Origin of the sequence: Roseovarius tolerans (assembly GCF_900109855.1) — a bacterium.
GTDB classification, from domain to species: domain Bacteria; phylum Pseudomonadota; class Alphaproteobacteria; order Rhodobacterales; family Rhodobacteraceae; genus Roseovarius; species Roseovarius tolerans.
Genome location: NZ_FOBO01000031.1, coordinates 1 through 16,994 on the forward strand (window position 1 = coordinate 1; position 16,994 = coordinate 16,994).

General features: G+C 53.8%; 19 protein-coding genes. 11 read left to right on the forward strand and 8 right to left on the reverse strand.

Translation table 11 applies throughout. The features are described 5' to 3' along the window. From BMX04_RS19535 to BMX04_RS18355, 6 genes are all read left to right on the forward strand, one after another. A partial coding sequence (locus BMX04_RS19535; protein WP_175477412.1) for a hypothetical protein occupies positions 1-1,824 on the forward strand: 1,824 nt, incomplete at its 5' end. Between the two features lies 1 nt (position 1,825). Next, a complete protein-coding gene (locus tag BMX04_RS19230; protein ID WP_139194628.1) occupies positions 1,826-2,437 on the forward strand; it encodes a hypothetical protein in 612 nt (203 codons plus the stop codon). Positions 2,438-2,527: 90 nt separating this feature from the next. Continuing rightward, positions 2,528-2,665 carry a hypothetical protein gene (locus BMX04_RS19540; protein WP_175477413.1) on the forward strand — a complete coding sequence of 46 codons (138 nt, stop codon included), beginning with the start codon at positions 2,528-2,530 and terminating at the stop codon, positions 2,663-2,665. A gap of 105 nt (positions 2,666-2,770) precedes the next feature. After that, positions 2,771-3,352, forward strand: coding sequence for a hypothetical protein (locus BMX04_RS19235; protein WP_139194629.1), 582 nt, complete (start codon positions 2,771-2,773; stop codon positions 3,350-3,352). Further along, positions 3,349-3,714, forward strand: coding sequence for a hypothetical protein (locus BMX04_RS18350; RefSeq protein ID WP_074788296.1), 366 nt, complete (start codon positions 3,349-3,351; stop codon positions 3,712-3,714). The genes BMX04_RS19235 and BMX04_RS18350 overlap by 4 nt, the downstream gene beginning before the upstream one ends. A gap of 53 nt (positions 3,715-3,767) precedes the next feature. Continuing rightward, on the forward strand, positions 3,768-5,720 hold the full coding sequence (locus tag BMX04_RS18355; RefSeq protein WP_139194630.1) for a type IV secretory system conjugative DNA transfer family protein: 1,953 nt from the start codon (positions 3,768-3,770) through the stop codon (positions 5,718-5,720). 2 nt (positions 5,721-5,722) lie between these two features. Here the strand turns inward: BMX04_RS18355 and BMX04_RS18360 are convergent, their stop codons facing one another. Continuing rightward, the gene (locus BMX04_RS18360; protein ID WP_074788298.1) at positions 5,723-5,959 is read right to left on the reverse strand and encodes a hypothetical protein; all 237 of its coding nucleotides are present in this window, start codon (positions 5,957-5,959) and stop codon (positions 5,723-5,725) included. Positions 5,960-6,010: 51 nt separating this feature from the next. Between BMX04_RS18360 and BMX04_RS18365 the strand changes: the two genes are divergently transcribed. Continuing rightward, positions 6,011-6,475: a hypothetical protein gene (locus BMX04_RS18365; RefSeq protein ID WP_139194631.1), complete on the forward strand. Its 465-nt coding sequence runs from the start codon at positions 6,011-6,013 to the stop codon at positions 6,473-6,475. A 134-nt stretch (positions 6,476-6,609) separates the two neighbouring features. After that, positions 6,610-7,149 (forward strand): recombinase family protein, encoded by a 540-nt coding sequence (locus tag BMX04_RS18370; protein ID WP_074788300.1) that lies wholly within the window; start codon positions 6,610-6,612, stop codon positions 7,147-7,149. Positions 7,150-7,378: 229 nt separating this feature from the next. On the opposite strand, the gene BMX04_RS18375 is transcribed toward BMX04_RS18370, so the two are convergent. The 3 genes from BMX04_RS18375 to BMX04_RS18385 form a co-directional block, all read right to left on the reverse strand. Continuing rightward, positions 7,379-7,921 carry a hypothetical protein gene (locus tag BMX04_RS18375; RefSeq protein ID WP_074788301.1) on the reverse strand — a complete coding sequence of 181 codons (543 nt, stop codon included), beginning with the start codon at positions 7,919-7,921 and terminating at the stop codon, positions 7,379-7,381. A gap of 405 nt (positions 7,922-8,326) precedes the next feature. After that, complete coding sequence (locus tag BMX04_RS18380; protein WP_217644525.1) at positions 8,327-9,499, reverse strand: MvaI/BcnI family restriction endonuclease; 1,173 nt, start codon at positions 9,497-9,499, stop codon at positions 8,327-8,329. A gap of 43 nt (positions 9,500-9,542) precedes the next feature. After that, positions 9,543-10,964: a DNA cytosine methyltransferase gene (locus tag BMX04_RS18385; protein WP_083398240.1), complete on the reverse strand. Its 1,422-nt coding sequence runs from the start codon at positions 10,962-10,964 to the stop codon at positions 9,543-9,545. A gap of 851 nt (positions 10,965-11,815) precedes the next feature. On the opposite strand from BMX04_RS18385, the gene BMX04_RS18390 reads away from it, so the two are divergent. The 3 genes from BMX04_RS18390 (at position 11,816) to BMX04_RS18400 (ending at position 13,889) form a co-directional block, all read left to right on the forward strand. Beyond that, a complete protein-coding gene (locus tag BMX04_RS18390) occupies positions 11,816-12,865 on the forward strand; it encodes a replication initiator protein A (protein WP_074788303.1) in 1,050 nt (349 codons plus the stop codon). Positions 12,866-12,987: 122 nt separating this feature from the next. Beyond that, entirely contained in the window at positions 12,988-13,641 is a 654-nt protein-coding gene (locus BMX04_RS18395) for a ParA family protein (RefSeq protein ID WP_074788304.1), read from the forward strand. After that, a complete protein-coding gene (locus BMX04_RS18400; protein ID WP_074788305.1) occupies positions 13,641-13,889 on the forward strand; it encodes a hypothetical protein in 249 nt (82 codons plus the stop codon). Before BMX04_RS18395 ends, BMX04_RS18400 begins: the two co-directional genes overlap by 1 nt. 35 nt (positions 13,890-13,924) lie before the next feature. Here the strand turns inward: BMX04_RS18400 and BMX04_RS18405 are convergent, their stop codons facing one another. From BMX04_RS18405 to BMX04_RS18420, 4 genes are all read right to left on the reverse strand, one after another. Then, complete coding sequence (locus BMX04_RS18405) at positions 13,925-15,208, reverse strand: relaxase/mobilization nuclease domain-containing protein (RefSeq protein WP_074788306.1); 1,284 nt, start codon at positions 15,206-15,208, stop codon at positions 13,925-13,927. After that, positions 15,205-15,534 carry a plasmid mobilization protein gene (locus tag BMX04_RS18410; RefSeq protein ID WP_074788307.1) on the reverse strand — a complete coding sequence of 110 codons (330 nt, stop codon included), beginning with the start codon at positions 15,532-15,534 and terminating at the stop codon, positions 15,205-15,207. The genes BMX04_RS18405 and BMX04_RS18410 overlap by 4 nt, the downstream gene beginning before the upstream one ends. Positions 15,535-15,912: 378 nt before the next feature. Further along, on the reverse strand, positions 15,913-16,266 hold the full coding sequence (locus BMX04_RS18415) for a DUF3768 domain-containing protein (RefSeq protein ID WP_074788308.1): 354 nt from the start codon (positions 16,264-16,266) through the stop codon (positions 15,913-15,915). After that, positions 16,263-16,505 (reverse strand): hypothetical protein, encoded by a 243-nt coding sequence (locus BMX04_RS18420; protein ID WP_074788309.1) that lies wholly within the window; start codon positions 16,503-16,505, stop codon positions 16,263-16,265. The genes BMX04_RS18415 and BMX04_RS18420 overlap by 4 nt, the downstream gene beginning before the upstream one ends. Between the last annotated feature and the right edge of the window lie 489 nt (positions 16,506-16,994).

The window sequence follows — 16,994 nt, forward strand, 5'->3', positions numbered from 1 at the left end:
GTTCAAAATATGACAACCGACCCAACAGAAAAATCTGATGAGGAAAGCATAAGACAGTGGATCGATTTCCTGCGGTTCACGCTCGCAGATATAGTTGCTCGGGGTGAATGGGACGATTTTGGGCTCTTCCGCATTCTTAATAGGATCGCGTTTCTCAGCCGCGATCACCTCGTATTTGTTGTGGGTTTTCAACGTCAACTCAACGGGAAATGGCGGTACGAAGCTGACCCCGTGACCAGCTCTCTCGATCCTGTCTTTTACGATTTGATCTTGGATGCCCTGTCGAGCGAGGCTTCCGGGTTAACAAAACATCGGTTAAGCCGGTCTGAATTTGAGGGCGAGGCTCCTAGGCCCATCCCCCTGAAGCCAGAACGTATACCAGAGTTTGCAATCCCCATCTGGAATACGAACCAGTTCATCTTGTGCTACAGCATGATCGTGGCTCCTGCACGGCCTGGTGCACAGCCACCTATGCAGCTTGAACCTATTCCAACGAACTCACCGTTAGGTCAGTTCTTTGTGGAAGTGCTCAAGCCTTTCGACGGGAAGTCGTCACAATCCGATTTATACCCTGAAATGGTCTCACACCACTCCAAAATCGAAGCCAACGTAGGCAAAGAGCTGGCAAAGCTAAGGGAAGCAAGCAAGCTGATCCGAGCAAAAGGAGACAAACCTCGCCCGTTTGGCGGTCATGAACTGGCTTACTTAGATCGGATTTTGTCTCGTGTTTTGGAAATGGTGGATAGCGAGTACAGTCGCCTTGCAAAGTCACCTCTCGTTTGGCCTCAGCGAGAGCTGGGAACATACAGACCTCTCACTGCCAACTTGCTGTTCATAAGCAAGACGTTCGACCAGGAGGCTGTCAGGTACGGTCACTACCACTATGATGCGCGAGCTATGATTCCGGAGACCCAGGCAAATCATCTCGAAGCTGCATTGAATGAAGCCAACCCAGACGACTACATCCCTTTCGGAACAGATCGTACGACACGAAATTACGATACAGCCTTCTGGGAAATGGCAAAGAACCCTAAGACATGTCACAAAGTCCTAGACCTTCTTCGAGGACCAACCCCAGAATACAGCAGGTCATTTGCCGAGAGCGTACTCATGTCGGGCACAGCACTAATCAAACCAGGTATCTTTGATCGCAGCGCCATCGGCTGGATCGACGCTGAAACCGTCCCAAACGATGATGCCTATGATCATGCTATGATGCGGGTCTGTGCGCTACACTATGTTCTACAATTTGGCTCACCCGTCCGGCCCGTAGACGCCGAGCAACTTTCACTCGTCTCGCTGCCTTTTCGCTGCGCAGGTGGTATCTGGATGTGTGCTAGCTATGTTCGCGATAACACGACGCGACAAAAAAAACCTCCGATCGAAGGACTGATCGACCAGCATGGTTTTGACGAGAATATGTTGATGTATCACTCCGTATTTCGGGACGCAGAGAGACGGCTCCGCCGCAAAGCCAAAAACTTGTTTGCGAAAATGCTTGGAGAAGCAATCGCCGAAGAAGTGCCCAAATCGCGGAAACGTTCAAAAATACGGCAAAGGGGGTTTTGCATTGATCAGACCTCGATTATTGACTTCAAGGTAAAAAGTGAGCTTCTGACGCGCATCATCCCGTATGAGCACGTCGAGCTAACAGCCACCTCTGAACCAACTAAATCCGAACCGGCGATACGGTTGAAGTATCGCATCAATGCGAACCGCTTTTTCGACAAGCTGACGTTACACAAGTTCTTGACGGAAAATGATGCAGTTCCAAAAATGCTTGAGAGCATGATCATCGCAAGCAGTCGACGTGAGGAGAACTGAAGTGCCAAATAGAATTACTAAACACTTGCCTGAAGAAACTCAGGAACCGGTAAGAAAAGGCATTCAAGATCATGAAACTACAGCAGAATTTGAAATCTCTGCCGAAATAGACTATAATCTCTTTGAAGGTTATCCGCTTATCAATCTGGAGCCTGACGAGGAGTATTTGAGCGAAAAATTAGAAAAAGAAATAGTGCATTTATTTGAAGAGCTCGGCTCTCCTGGTGCGAAAGCTCGGGTGATTAAGAAGCTTCAGGAAGATTTTAACTGTAGCGGTGAGCAACGATCAATGACGACCCCTCCGCGTTGGAGAGGTAGAACAACGGGACGCGAGGTATCTCCAGCAGACTGGATACACATGCACTATGGGCAAACACTCGAAGATGGGACTTGGATACCAGACGGCTTAAATCGCTCCGATCTGAAAGACCTCGACTTCCCGCTTTACCAAGCATTTGCCAAGTGGCTTGAGAGGCATCCAGAAGACGCCTTCGACGGTCCCGTACAGAAGAAGCCGCGTTACGAAACAAATGAAGAGGCTCTGAAAGCCCGGAAGTTATCGGAGCGGGAAGCAAGTGCGCGATACCGCGAAAAACTTTCGTCAAACATATGATTGACAATCAAATGATTCTCTTACATCTTTGACTCATGCCGGTCAGAGGAGCTGATCGGTGCGTCAGAAGATCAAAAGAGGATTATTAAAATGGCCGTATCCCAACAAACCATCACTAACGCGACAAAAACTGGAGCATCCGGTGGCGGGGTCGATACCCGCAACCTGCCAGCAAATGATCGCACCACAATCGACACTGCTGTAAACAAAGGAAAAGCTGGTAAATAACTTGCTGGCGGCGGTTCCTGACATAGGGAGCCGCCAACCTTACTTCCCCAAAAACTTTGCATTTACGCCGCGCAACCCTTTGCGAGGAACAAGGAGGATTTGTTGATGCTTAACCAATTATCTGAAGTCGCCCCAGCCAGTGCAGTAATTGCGCTTCTGGGCTGGGGTGCGTTTTCTTATGGCCTAGGCGGTCCTGAAATCGCTCATAGGATTTCAAATGCTGATTATGTTCCTGCCTGTGAAGCGTCACTGGGGCAAAGCTTTTCGGCATCTTCTGAGGGTGCCATTGCGGAAACGCAACGCGCAACAGAACTTGAACGACAAGCGCGAGTGGCACAAGGCACCATTAATTCAATGCGGCAGCAATACGGTGACTTGCTGGATGCCTATGATGGCCTGATGGGCGGGGCAATCTCTCGTTCTATGCGTGAAGCCGAAAGCCTTGCTAACCAAGCAGAACAAGCGCGCGAACGAGCGCGCAAAGTCATTGAGGCACGACGGGATGCTGCAATCGCCAGTGCGCCGGATCAGTGTTCCTGCCAAATCACCGCCGCCCTCAACGAAAGCCGTAATGACTGGGCGTTTTATGTCGGTTCCTTTGGCCTGGTTGAGCAAGAAGGCGTTACTCAGTTTGCATCCCGCATGCGCGCCAACGCCAAGATGTGTGCAGAAAGGCTTCAAGTATGAAATCTCTCTTATTCCAAGGAGGTGGCTTCGAAGTTACCTCAAATCTTCTGCGCACGCCCAAGCGTGCATATGAGCTCCGCAACATTGAGATTGTGACTGTTAAGCAGCCTTTATTGCTCATCTGTGGTGGCCTTGGTGTTGGGCTGATCGGCTTCACACTGTCTTTTTTCCGCTACCTCTACATGTATGAGGTGCTGACCCTGATCACCGTGTCCGCTGTTACAATCGCAACTTCCGCTCTCGTCGGCACTCTAAGGGTACACTCCCTCGCCATGCGCGGTGACGAAGGCACCCTCTATGGCAGAATTGGAACGTTGCGCGCCGTCAAAGAGGCCGTCGAACGCGCGCTCGACGGTCGGTAACAGTCTCAGAAAGCGCGGCGTTTTACTGCGCTTTCTCCATCTTGGAGATAACGATGGAAAACCGCCCGCTTGTACGTGAGGTCAATATCAAAAGCTTCGGCGCTGTTCTCTATGGCACAGCCGGTTGGGCGCTATGGCCCAAAGGGCAATTCGAGCCTTATGACTACGGCTGGTATGCGATGGGCGGCATGCTCATGCTTGGTGGTGGCGCTATGGCGTTCGGGGCTGCACGCGCAGTATTTTCGGATATCGTCGCCAGAAAAGATACTGATGGGTTCCGCAAAAAGGGGTCTGGATTGCACACGGCTGGATGGGCGAGCGATGCCGATCTTGAGAAGGCGGGGATGTTTGATCCTGTCGAGCCGCCCTGCGGAATAACCCATGGCGGCCGCGCTCTTTTTGGTCCACATAAACTGCGTATTCCACATTGGAAAGTTCTTGCTCCGAGCGGCTTGAGCAAGACCACAAGCAGGGTCGTCCCTGCTGTCATGCATGCAACATTGTCACCAGATCGACCTACCGTGGTGCTGATGGACCTCAAAAACGGTGAAATTGCCAGTCAGTGCGCCCCCGTGCTTAGAAAGGCTGGGATCAATGTAATCATCATTGATGACCGGACCGTGACTAAACTGAAGCCTACGTCAGTAAACCCGTTCGACCCATTTCGGCGGGCCTATCTACGAGGTGACAAAGCCGCGAGCATGATGGCCCGAGAAATCGCCCTAAACTTTGTGCCTGAACCATCGGACGACCAGAAGGGAAGATTCTGGCGCGACGGCGAAAGAGAGTTTCTAACCCTCGGCCTCCTCGCCCTAGCACAATATGTGCCAGAAGACTGCACACCTACGGGTCTCTGGCGTCTGCTATCATCGCCTAAGATGCTTGATGATGCCCTCAAGGCAAGCTCGAAAGGCTCTGGCGCTCTAGGCGACCTGACAACCCGCATCATAGCACGCAAAAAATCCAACCCCGAACACTACGAGGACTTTCTCGGTACAGCTCGCCGCCGTGTCGAAATCTACGAAGAAGGCGGCCTTCTTGAAGGTGTCGGCGTTGATAGCATTTTCGATCATGCGTCGATTAAAGAGGGCAATACGGCAATTTTCATTGTCGGTAGTCAGGTCGGGGGCGAAGTTCTTGCACCCAACACCATGGCGCACCTCAGCGCCTTGCTACAAGCCACAAAGCAAGAGCCTGCACGGCCGGTGCGCTTCATCATCGACGAGGCGACCAACTCGCCGGTTCATAGCCTTGTCGAAGAGTTTACAAAGCTCCGGGCCTATGGCGGCCGTATCGAATTCATTGCCCAGGCGGAATCTGAAATTCGCAAAAAATTTGGGGAAGCATCTGCCGAAACAATAGAAACCCAGTGCGGCGTTAAGCAGATCATGGGTGTGTCCAAGATCGAAGACGCTGAGCGGCTTTCAAAAACTCTTGGGATTGGCGTAGGTGTCGCGGAATCCTTTAGCGCATCAGGCAAGTCGGGAGATCAAAACCGAACGCTTAACGATCAGGGGCGCGCGTTAATGACCCCATCCGAACTGCTTCAGATGCCTAAGGACGAGCAAATCATCCTCATTGATGGAATGCCCCCAATCCGCTGCAAGAAGCTGTCTCAGAATGAAATCGGGATTTGGGGCCGAGACCTGGCAGCAAACCCCCTGGAAGGCGGTAAACTACCCTACAAACCCAGGATCGAAATCACCTACGGCATCGCAAACACGGTCAACACCGTGCGTCACCTCCGCCGTCCAAGAAAAGGCAAGGCGAGCAATAGAACCCATGTTCTTCGACCCGCTTACTTTCTGTGGCTGCCGGTTGCGGCTATTGTTGGCTATGCAGCGTTTTTGGCGGAGCCACCATATCTGCGGGCTTCATACACCTATCAAACCGGTTATGCGGGCCGAACGCATTATCAACGCTGTGATTATATCGGCTTTACCGGGTCCTTCACGCTCCACCCACCAGATGGCCAATGCCCGCTTGTCACTTTCGGGCGTGGCTAGGGTCAATGCAGCCGCCTGATACGCCGCTCCCCTTGCTCTACAACAAAAGCCCAAATCTCTCCCGTTTTGAGCGCATAAAGAGCGCTATCAGATGGCCAGCCTTCAGCTATCAAGCCATCCCAGAATGCCTTCTTCTCTGCATCGAAAAACGCGGGCTCCTTTGCGTCCCAAAATTGCTCATAGGTCTTGAGGCGGCGGAGATAGACACGAAGCTCATCTGTATCGGTAAATGTTGCCATAGCGTCATTCTATCAGATCACCGTTTCCCACTGCAAATTTGAGGGCCAATCATGAAAGACGCCGCCGAACCCCCACGCATGCGAGAAGCCTTCGACAAGGCACGCCGTGCAGCAGAGGCAAAAGACCTTCGAGCAAGTGAAGAATGGGGCACGCTTCAAAAGATTGAAGAGCGTGCACAACAGCTTCGCCGGATCGCCGAAGCTCGGCACAACAAAGACTACGCCGATAAAGTGAGCAAGGAGATCATCAAATTGCTCAACGAAAGATACAGCCCTGAGCAGATACTGAAGCCTAGGGGCGTTGCGGATTCAAACGACATCAAACGCAAAGCAGAAAAAACTGTCCGCAAGCGGCACGAGGAACGACTTGCCCGCGTTGATCGGGCCAAAAACAGTGAGTTGGCCCATCTGCGGAAACAGGGCCGAGAGGCACTAAAACGAGATACAGCGTTTTCTCGATCAACGCCTGGACGTGACGGTTTTAATTTGACCCAAGAATTCAAGCGGAAGAGATAGAACTGTGGACAGGTGCGCCAAAAACGGTCGTTTTTGTCACTCCCGTACCCCTCACCTGAGATCAAGCTGTTGATAAGGACAAAAACCCTCGGCAAAACCTTTGCAGTTTTGGCAGGTTTTTGTCACACTAGGGTATGATTATTGGATATGCCCGCGTCTCAACAGACAATCAGAACCTCGATGCTCAAACCGACGCCCTGAAAGTGGCCGGTGCGGAACGCATTTTCTCAGACAAGATCAGCGGCTCGATACGCAAGCGTCCAGAGCTCGACAAGCTGCTTGATCAGCTTCGCCCTGGTGATGTGATCGTCGTCACCAAGTATGATCGCCTTGCCCGCTCCCTGCGCGATCTGCTCGACCTGGTGAAAACGATCAAGGATCGCGGCGCAGGCTTTCGATCCCTGGCCGAAGATATCGACACGACGACGCCGGCCGGCCGTCTCGTGTTCCACGTCTTCGCCTCCATTGCCCAATTCGAGCGCGAGCGTATCGCTGAACGCACGAAAGAGGGTCTACAGGCTGCCAAGGCACGCGGGCGCGTCGGTGGTCGCCCCCCTGCACTTACGGGCGCGCAGAAAGCCGAAGCGCGGCGCATGCGTGATGATGAACAACGTTCGATTTCGGAGATCGCGCGACTGTTCAAGGTTAGTGAGCGAACCGTGAGGCGGGCTTAACCAACTATTTATCCTGCGCATACGATCATGGTCGCATGCGTGTCTGGAAACTCGAAGCATCAAGTGAATTGAAGAGAATCTACTGTCGGTGGGGCTACGCCCTTGCCGATTCTGCCGATGAGGCGCTTGACCTGTGCAAAGCCACGAGCGGCCTGCCGTTCAACTATATTCACGAAAAGCACCCCGCCATGCTCTGGTCCGGTGTTCCAGATGAACGTGTATGCTGGAACTAAGTTGTTTTTTCCTCCACCTGATCCTCGGGTAGCGTAACTTCCATGTCGTCAGCAGAAATGGCCAACCCGCGCTCAACAAGCGCATTAAAGGCGCTCGCGGTGAGCCCTGGTGTCTTTGCCGCGTAGAGTCTTCGGATAGCAAAATGAGGGTTCAGAATAACAGCATGGGACAAATCCCCAGAGGTTCCAGGAGCGACCCTAACAAAGCCAAGCTGTTCAAGGGCCTTCATTCGCTCACGCCAGGTGCGTACTGCCCTTTGCCCCGTAAAGCCTGAATGGAAAGCGAGCTCGTCCGCGTTTTGCAAGCTGACATACATCTCGTCAAATGCCCGCCCCCAAAGCGCAAGGTAGGTAAATGAAGTTCGCTTACCGTCCGCTAGATCATCAATGATGTTCATAATGAGAGGCATCGTGCGCGGGATCGTTGTGAAACCATCATAAACACTGCGGTTCCAGAGGTCTTCTTCCTTTAGATCAGGCCAAAGCTTGGCGCGGAGCGCCAGCGTTCTCTTGCTGATCTTCTTAGTAATTCTGGCCATGGGTAATCCTTTTCTGGTAATATGAACGAGCCGAAGTTTGGACCTCCGGCCCTGTCGCCTGTGAAGATCGCCTAGCGAGGTTTGGACCGCCCGCTAGTGGGCTTGCGTACTTTTACAGCGATAAGGCCAATATGCAGTATTTATTCTTATTTTTCAATGACTTAGAAAAATCTTCTCTCTCTCTATGCCTGCGAGACTGTCCATTCTCGCAATACAGGTTTGCACGAATTAGAAAAACTCACCACCCGAGTTCGCAAATTTGTTAGAATTTTCCCCCGATATATCAGGGGGTAAGAGCGTTTCGGCGGTACTCGGCGTGCTGATGGTGCTCGCGCGTCCTCGTGGTGCTCGCTGTACTCGGGACGCCAGCCCCTCCCTCCACTCCACAAGCCAAGGCGGTCCGCTTCACGCTAGGGCATACGTCTTACTCGGGGGGAACAAGAGGTCTAGCGACCCTGCACCGATCTTGAAAGAGGGGCCGCGTTCGTGCGCACGGCCTGAATCGACGCGCTTCATCATGTGATCCATAGTGATTTCGCCTTGCTCCAATAAGATATCGAACTGGGAACCGATAGGCTTGCGGGTGTGGATCACGTCTGTGAACTCAAAATGCTCACGCCCCTCGATAGGGTGAACTGTTGCGCCAACCCAAAATGTCTCGGCGTGCTTTGCCTTCAAAATATCGCGGAGCTCAGTCAGATACCAAGATGCAAACGCGCCGTGGTCAGTCGTTGTCGAAACCTCGTTCAAGATGCCCGTCTTCTCATCGAGCTGGAAGGTGAGCCCTTGCGAATTGGTATTCGCGGCGCTCACGGTGCAATTCAATCGGTCACGCCCATCACGGTAATAACCGAACGCATCGAGCACGTCCGTCATGCTGTTGAACTTGCTGATCTCCCAATTGGGAACCTTTGCAAAAAGCTGCTTTCGGTTCTCCTGTGATTTCTTCTTGCGGCGGTAAGACTTGAGCTCGATGCCTTTGTAGTCAGGTTCTTGCCGCGCGTTCATCTCGATCCCTAGAGCGGCTTCTAGTGTTCGCCCGATAGCCGTGTCGGCGCGTGTTTCCATGATAGATGGAACGTATCCTCGTGACACGATCTGGCGAAGTTTTTCTAGGAGCTCGTCTGCTATCTCGTTCGCCTCTGAGCCAATGTCTTTAAGAATGTCCCAAAGCGGCCCGCTTTGCTGCACATCCAGAACGTGGGAAATATCGACCTGCGTCAAGTTGATCACAACGAGCTGACCATCATGCTCGGTCACGGCAAGCATGTCGTCAGGATTCGTATGGTGATGAAGCTTGGAAAACCAAATACGAGGATCACCGTCCTTGGTGGGCTTCGCTTTCGGTTTATACAAGGAAGCCGGGGCTTCGATTTGCCCCTGCTCACTGATCAAGAAAGCATCTATCTTAACACCGTTCTCGCGGGCCCCTCTGCCCTGCCCTTCGTAGTCGTGTAAACCATTTTCCTTGAGGTAATTTCTCACTGGCGCAGTTGCGTCCATGTAGCCCTTGTCCAGAGCCGTCCAAGTCGGTTGCAGCAAGGTGATATCCACGGACTCCGCCGTCAGGCGTTTCATGCGCTGTCGTTCGATATCCGTGAGCTGGCGAAGAGGCATCGGCCTATCGTCCTCCCAGTGCTTCGTCCAAGAGCCCCTTGAAATGCTCCCCGACCTTCTCCGCTAATCCAACAGGAACCGCATTTCCAATCTGCGTGTATTTTGGCACTTCTCGGTCAAAGAGCCCCGCCTGGGGGTTTCCGGCGCGCCGCAGACCGCCTGTGGTTCGCTTGCCCGCGAATTGATACCAATCGGGGAAAAGCTGGAGCCTTGCCCACTCCCTCACGGTAAGAATTCGCGGCTGTGAATAGTGGACGTAGTCGTCGGGAAGAGACGTTGCCGTCATGTTCGGCTCGCCGTTGCCCCATCTCTCCTTGAGCACTCGCTGGGAGAATTTTCGCGTTTTGAAACGCTCTGGAATCTCGCCATCATTGGCGAGCATATAGTCAAATTTTTCAACAACTTCGCGCTTGTGCTTACTGTATTCCTGCTCCGTGAGCCGGGTGCGCCCATCTGGGTTCCAAGGAGCTGGGCGGCGTAAGTGCTTCTGGATAGTCGTCCGAGCTGCCTTTGGATAGGACTTCGTTTCAAATGCGCCTTGCGAAAAATCGCCGGATCGTAAGGTGTCTGTCACGGGGGGATCAACTAAATCACCTAGAAGATCGGCAAGATCGGGAAACTTGCCAATCTGTCCTTTTGGGAGGAACCCACAGGCGATGGCATCTTCGGGATCGGCATTGGGATCGAGCGTTGAGCAAGCTTCTATGATGTCTTTTCGGATACCAACAAGAAGGACGCGCGGCCTGTTTTGTGGCACACCATAATTCTTGGCAAATACAAGAGACCAGCGAACCTCGTACCCAGGAATCTTTCGAAACTCTGCCTTCACTTGGGGAAAGATGAGCTCCCCCTCTTCGCGGGTCCATTTCGCATTTAACAGGCCCCGGACATTTTCGAATAGAAAGATGCGGGGTCTCACGCGGCGGATTATCTGCGCCATGCGTCCAAAAAGATGGTTGGAAGGAATCTCCTTCCGATCCACTGCATAGGATCTACGTATCCCGATACCCGAATAGCCTTGGCACGGCGGACCACCTGCAAGCACATCAAGGGTGCTGCCATCCCCAGCTTCCGGTTTACTGGTTTTGGAGGGATAAAAATTTGCTTCTGGAATATTGGCAAGGTCAGAAATTAGTGCCTCAAGCCGTTTCCCCTTCAAGCTTTGGGCATCGTTGCAGCGAAGTGCCTCGTTGTCAGCAAAAGCCATGCCACCTAACTCGTGGTGTCTGTTTTGAAGATAGGTTGCCATGGCATCATGGTTTAGTTCGTTCACGAAAACAGGTGTGAAACCCGCGTCCTCAAAACCAAGGGAAAGACCTCCGCATCCAGCAAACAGGTCTACCATTGTGTAACGGTCTGCGCTGGCCTTCACCGGTTCTGTGATGTTGGCCCTTTGATTGGTTTCCTCTGTGATCTGCTGAAGCATTTTCTTGGTTCTCCTGATTCTGTCCTTTCTCGATACCAGGTCTAGTGCTCTTGGTCCAGGCGTCACCTATATTTTGTGCTTATTATCCACAAAACTATTATTTTCTAAGGGATTACCCCGTATTTGCCTTACACCCCTGCCAGGGGTCGAAGTGCCATCCGATGAAAGCATGATTGCATGCAAAGCGCTTTTCATCTGAGCCTTGGCGAAAGTGAGAATTGGTCCATTGTTTGCCTCTATGGTCGAGGTGGTGGTCTTTTTCCCCTGCTTTCCGTCGCCGCTTCGCTGATCCCGTAACGAGCCGTGACAGGTTGGCCGTCAAGGGTGCGGAGCACCTGCGAAGCAGGTTCCCTTGATGGGCGTTCTGTCATGGATCAGGGATTAATTCAGCGAATGGCGTTCGGTAACAGATCAGGGAAAACCCCTCTGCTTTTTGTTGTGCGAAGCGCAGCCTCAAGGCCGGATCGCCAAAGGCGATCTTATAGGCCGTTGAGTATTCGCCGCAGGCGAATTCCGTTCTTGCCTCCTTGTTTTTAGGGCTTCGGCGGTTAGGTGATCGTTTGAGAGAGTTATATAGAGTTAATATAGAGTTACAGGTTTTTAAGCATCCGACAACCATTTGAAAAAAAACACTGAATCAGTCTGGTTTTCCGAAATCGGTGTGTGAAGTGACGATAGATGGTGTGTGAAGTGACGAATCTTGGTGTGTGAAGTGACGAAGAGCTTGCAAAGTTATCCACAGGCTGAGACGGTGTGTGAAGTGACGAATCTTGACGTCCGGTGTGTGAAATGACGATAATAGCCTCTGGTGTGTGAAATGACGAACCCTTTGCCGAAAGCTGGTGTGTGAAATGACGAATGAAAGCGCTGCACTCCCTGCCCGCTCGCCGCTTTTGCCGGATCGGCATCCGCAGCGAGACCTGTTTGTCTGTGATATCTTGGACGCCGTGCCAAAAGCGGACATGGCGTCGATGGAACACCCCGTATTTTCTCTCTCTACCAAGCCTGACATGGGGATACGTCGCTATGAGCGCGGCGAGAACTGGATTCAGATCGCGCCGTCCCGTCATGGCCTCGCGACCGTGCATGATCGAGACATCCTGATTTACTGCATCAGTCAATGTATTGGCGCGCTGAACGAAGGCCGAAAGGTGAGCCGCCATGTGCGCTTCAAAGCGCACGATTTACTGGTTGCGACAAACCGACAAACCTCGGGGCGCGGATATGATTTGCTACGCGATGCACTGCGCCGCCTCAAGGGCACGGAGATCGAAACGAGTATCCGCCAAGGCGGCAATGAGCACCTCAGCGCCTTTGGTCTTATCAGCGCGTTTGAAATCGTGCGAGAGACACGCGAAGGCCGCATGCTTGATATTGAGATCACCCTCGCTGATTGGGTCTTCGATGCGATTCAAAACAACAATGTTCTAACACTCAACCGGCAATATTTCTTTCTGAGAAAGCCACTTGAGCGCCGCCTCTACGAAATCGCGCGCAAACATTGCGGGGCGCAGCCCGTATGGAAGATCGGTCTTGAGCTCCTGCGGGACAAATGCGGCTCAGGCTCGACGGTGAAAGAATTCCGCCGCCTGTTTGGCAAGATTATCGACGATGATGATCAGCACGATCACATGCCCGACTACGGCTTTTTGATAGAAGACGATGTTGTTATCGTCCGTCCGAAAAAGGAAATTCACCAAAGCGCCCTGCCCTTGCCGTTTTCTTCTTTGCGTCTTGCGGCCGACACGCATGAAGACGCGCGCCGCCTTGCGCCTGGTTGGGATATGCATCACCTCGAAGACGAATGGCGCTCCTGGGTGCTGGGAAAAGCTATTTCAGTCAAAGACCCCGACAAGCACTTCCTGAGCTTTTGCAAGAAACGCGGCGCATACAAGCGATAACGCGCTAAGCATGATTGCATGCAAAGCGCGTTTGTGGAAAACTTGCAAACATGCTTGGCGCAATTCAGGCAAGCGTGCTAGCATAATAAAAAACAACGATTTGGCAGATCGGAGCAGCAGATATGACCTACATTATCGGGATGGTGTCCCAAAAAGGCGGCGTTGGTAAATCCACCCTCGCCCGCATGATGGCGCGAGAATTCGTCGCCGGTGGACTTACTACCAAGATCGCAGACCTCGACACACAACAGCAGACTTGCACCCATTGGGCAGGACGGCGCGCCGAAGGCGGCGTTACACCTGAACTTCAGGTGCAGAGCTTTGCGAGCGTAAAGACCGCACTTGCCGAAGCGCCGCGCTTCGATGCGTTGATCCTCGACGGCAAACCGAATGCCTCGGATCAAACCGCAGAGATTGCGCAAGCCGCCGATCTCGTAGTGATCCCAACCGGACAAACCGTCGATGATCTGCATCCTGGCGTCGTGCTGGCACATGCGCTGCGCAAGAAAGGTGTCTCGCCCGACAAGATCGCCTTCGCCATGTTCAAGACCACCGGCAGCGAACGTGAAAACGCGGCTGCACGGCAATATCTCACCGAAGCAGGCTATCTGGTGCTTGAGGGTGAAGTCGGCGTCTCCACGGCCTATGGATCGGCTTCAGACGCAGGCAAGGCCATTACCGAAACCTCGTTTCGCAGCTTGAACGAACGCGCATCCAAGCTGGCGCAAAGCGTGATCGACAAGATGGTCGAACTTCAAGAAAGGCAGGTGGCGTAATGACCACGAATATCACCAAGCTCAAAAGCAGTAAGGGCGCACCGCCTGCGGCCGACGCCGCGCCTGATGTCATCGCCGAAGATAAGCGCGGCGAAAAGGTCGCTCTGCGCCCGATTCAAGTCCGTGTGCCTGTCACCGTGTTCGAGGAATTCAGCGAACAAGCGGGCAGGGAGTATGGCTTCAGCCATGGGGCGAAGAAGCGGCTTTTCCTGAAAATGTGGGAAGCATACAAAGCGCAAAACATGTAAGCATGAATGCATGCAAGGCGCTTTGGTAGCTTGCACTAATCACGCTCAAAATCCTTATCTTGGCCCTTGTTCCTTGGTCGATTGCGGCTGCGCTTCGCCCCTTCGGCGCGGCGCTTGGCACGCTCAATCCGATCTTCAGAAACCTCCCGCGTCTTGCCACCATCGTCGGATTCAGCTTTGCGCGCAGCCTTATCAAGCGCCTGGGCCATGCGAGCTCTATCCGATGGGGCAGGGGAGTGCTGTGCGGTTTCGGAGCCTGCCCGCACGCGGAACGTCTTGCGGGCAACTTCACCAGCACGACCGCGTGATCCTTCAGAACGCTTGCGCTCTATCAAGAGCTCATCACGCTCGCGCTCAGTCACATGCCTGCGCTCCATCTTTTCCCAATCGCGAGCATAGCCTTGCTTTAGCTCGTCACGACGTTCGTCCATCCGCGTCTCGATCCCCTGGCGCGATGCCCTTAGGCTCGCAACACTTGCCTGATCCCGTTTTTCGGCCCCGGTGAGTTTCCGAACCACCGCCCGAAACAAACCTTTCTTTCCGATCCGCTCTTCCGTCGCCCCGATCTCTTTGTCGAGCTTGGCACGGGGGCGTGCATATTCACGCCGTAGAGACGCCTCAAGGCGGTTCTGGCGGCGGGTGAAGCTGCCCTTCAGCTCGGCCGACTCCTTGGTCTGCCGAGTGCTTCTGGCCTCTCTGATGTCGCTAGGATCAAGCGAGCGATGCTGCTTCACCCAATCGTATTCTTCGCGCGTGATGTTCTCGTTCTTGACGAACTGGCCTTTCTCGCGCCGCGCGTTGTGGTTCACCCGCGCTTGAACGCGGATTTTACCCTGACCGCGTTCATAGCCTTCCGCCCATTTCGAAAGCTTCAGATGATCTTTCGATGTGCTGGCCGCTTTGCCATTCTCAGGGTGAACACGATTGAGGATCACATGGATATGCGGGTGCTGCGTGTCCTTGTGCGCCACCAACACCGCCTGTTGATCCTCCATCCCGAGGGCCTTCAGACTACCTTGCGCGGCTGTGACCATCTCCTCGCGGGTAGGGGTCTCGTCCTGCGCCCAGGCAAGGCTGTAGGTATAGACGGGCTTTTCAAGCTTCCGTCCCGTAGCCTTCACGCCTGCGGCCTGCTTCATCTCGCTCTGATGCATGGCCGTCCAGGCCATCACCTTCAGCGACCGATCCGGGCTGTCGGTGTGGGTGTTGAGCGTGTGTGTGAAGGCAACGCGCTCGGAGGTGAGGGCGTCTTTATCGTGCAGATAATAGAGCCCTGCACCTTGGAAGGAGGCTCCCCCAGGACCGACGCGGGGGATCATAGCTCGATCATCCTGTCGAGAAGCCGATCCACCTTGGCCAACGCCTCCTCAAGGCCGTCCGGCATATAGCCGGTCTTATTGGCCACGCGCGCAAGCTGGTTGAGATTGACCCCGATCCGGCGAAGCTGATCGACGGTCTCGAAATCCGCTGCGGGCGCATGCTGCACCACCACCTCGGTGGAGAGGGCGGCACGGCGAAGAAACTCAGACGACGACAAACTCGCCCCGGCCGCACGCAGAAGAATTTCTGCGTGTTCAGCAGGCGAAACGCGCGCTTTGATCCATTGCGCGCGTCTGTCGGTCGTTGGTTTCTTCGGTCGTGCCATGGCTCCTCTCAGCCGCAAGCGTTTCCGCTTGCCTGGTGGGGCATGCCGCCGAGGGCGCGATATCGGTTCACGATAATCGTCTGCCCTTGGCGAGCCGTGTCCTTGGACGCGGCTTCTGCCCTGGGGTTTGGTTTCAGGAGGGGGGTGGGAAGTGACCCCCCTAATCCTGACCAGATCGACGCACTTGCGTCGAGTTTTTGTCAAAGCGAATTCTATATTCGTGACACAAAAACATATCTGGCTACTCTACTTATTGTGAATGTTTACCATAAGCCTCCAACATTTTCCAGAACTTTAAGCGGGTGCCGAAAGCACGTTCGCCTCACGGCGAACTCAGCCTCCGAAAAGAGGCTGAGTCCTACGGGTTAGGGCTAGGCGCTAATATTCACTTGCGAGCATCACGGTCAGGACACGGCGCGTCTTTGCAAAGTCCTTCGGGTCTTCGCTGCCCATAGTGAAGGAAGGATCGTAATAGTCGATCTTCCAGAACACCTTGCCAGCTTCAGCGTGGTCGATGGCTCCGAAATCATGCTCGCCGTAAGGATCATTGTCCTCGGTGAACACGTTGAAGTCTCGAACCTGAAACCAGATGTCGATCTGGGATTCTGGCGAAAGTGCCTCGATCCCTGGCGTGAACACGAAACGGCCAAGAAGGTCTGTGCCGAACACCGGGACGCCGAGACGAGAACGAAACTGATCGTTCTGCCGAGCTAGGGTAGGGCGAGGGCTCATTGTGAACCTCCCTGATCTTGTCCGTTCAACGGGACGAGAAAGATCACACCTTGGCGCTGTGTTAGCTCGATGGGGATAATATCGAGCTGAAGGATGCCGCCGGTCTTGTCGCCCTTGCGGGGCCAGACTGCGCCGATCTCCTTGGGTCGTGCGAGCTCGTCGCGGCCCTGGGCATCCTGCCCTGTGATCCGTGAAAACAACACGCGATAAAGCGGGAGGTTTTGGTTTCTGTTTGTCATGGATTTCTCCTTTTGTTTGTGAGCCGGGTCAGTCCGGCCGATGCGGTTGGAGAGATCGGATCGACGGCGTGCGGGTCATGGCCAACACGGGAGCACAGCGAACGGAGCGGGCAGGCCATTGATGCGAGCCAGAGGCGTCACGCAGGCATATCCGATAGACCGCGTAAGGATGGCTGGGCTGAGCTGGATCACCAAAAGGGATAAGAAGCCCAACAAGCAGAAAGAACCCTCGCCGGTGGGCAGCCCCGTTTGATTGGATCAAACAGGGCTGGCGGTAGGGTAGAGCGCTACGAGCCCCTCAAGCGCTGTCCTCGTCGCCCTTGGCTCCTGCGGGATCGCTTGACCGGCTCTGCGCGCGCAAAAACTCTTGCAAGCCAAACTCCTAGAGCGCAACGTTCAAAATATGACAACCGACCCAACAGAAAAATCTGATGAGGAAAGCATAAGACAGTGGATCGATTTCCTGCGGTTCACGCTCGCAGATATAGT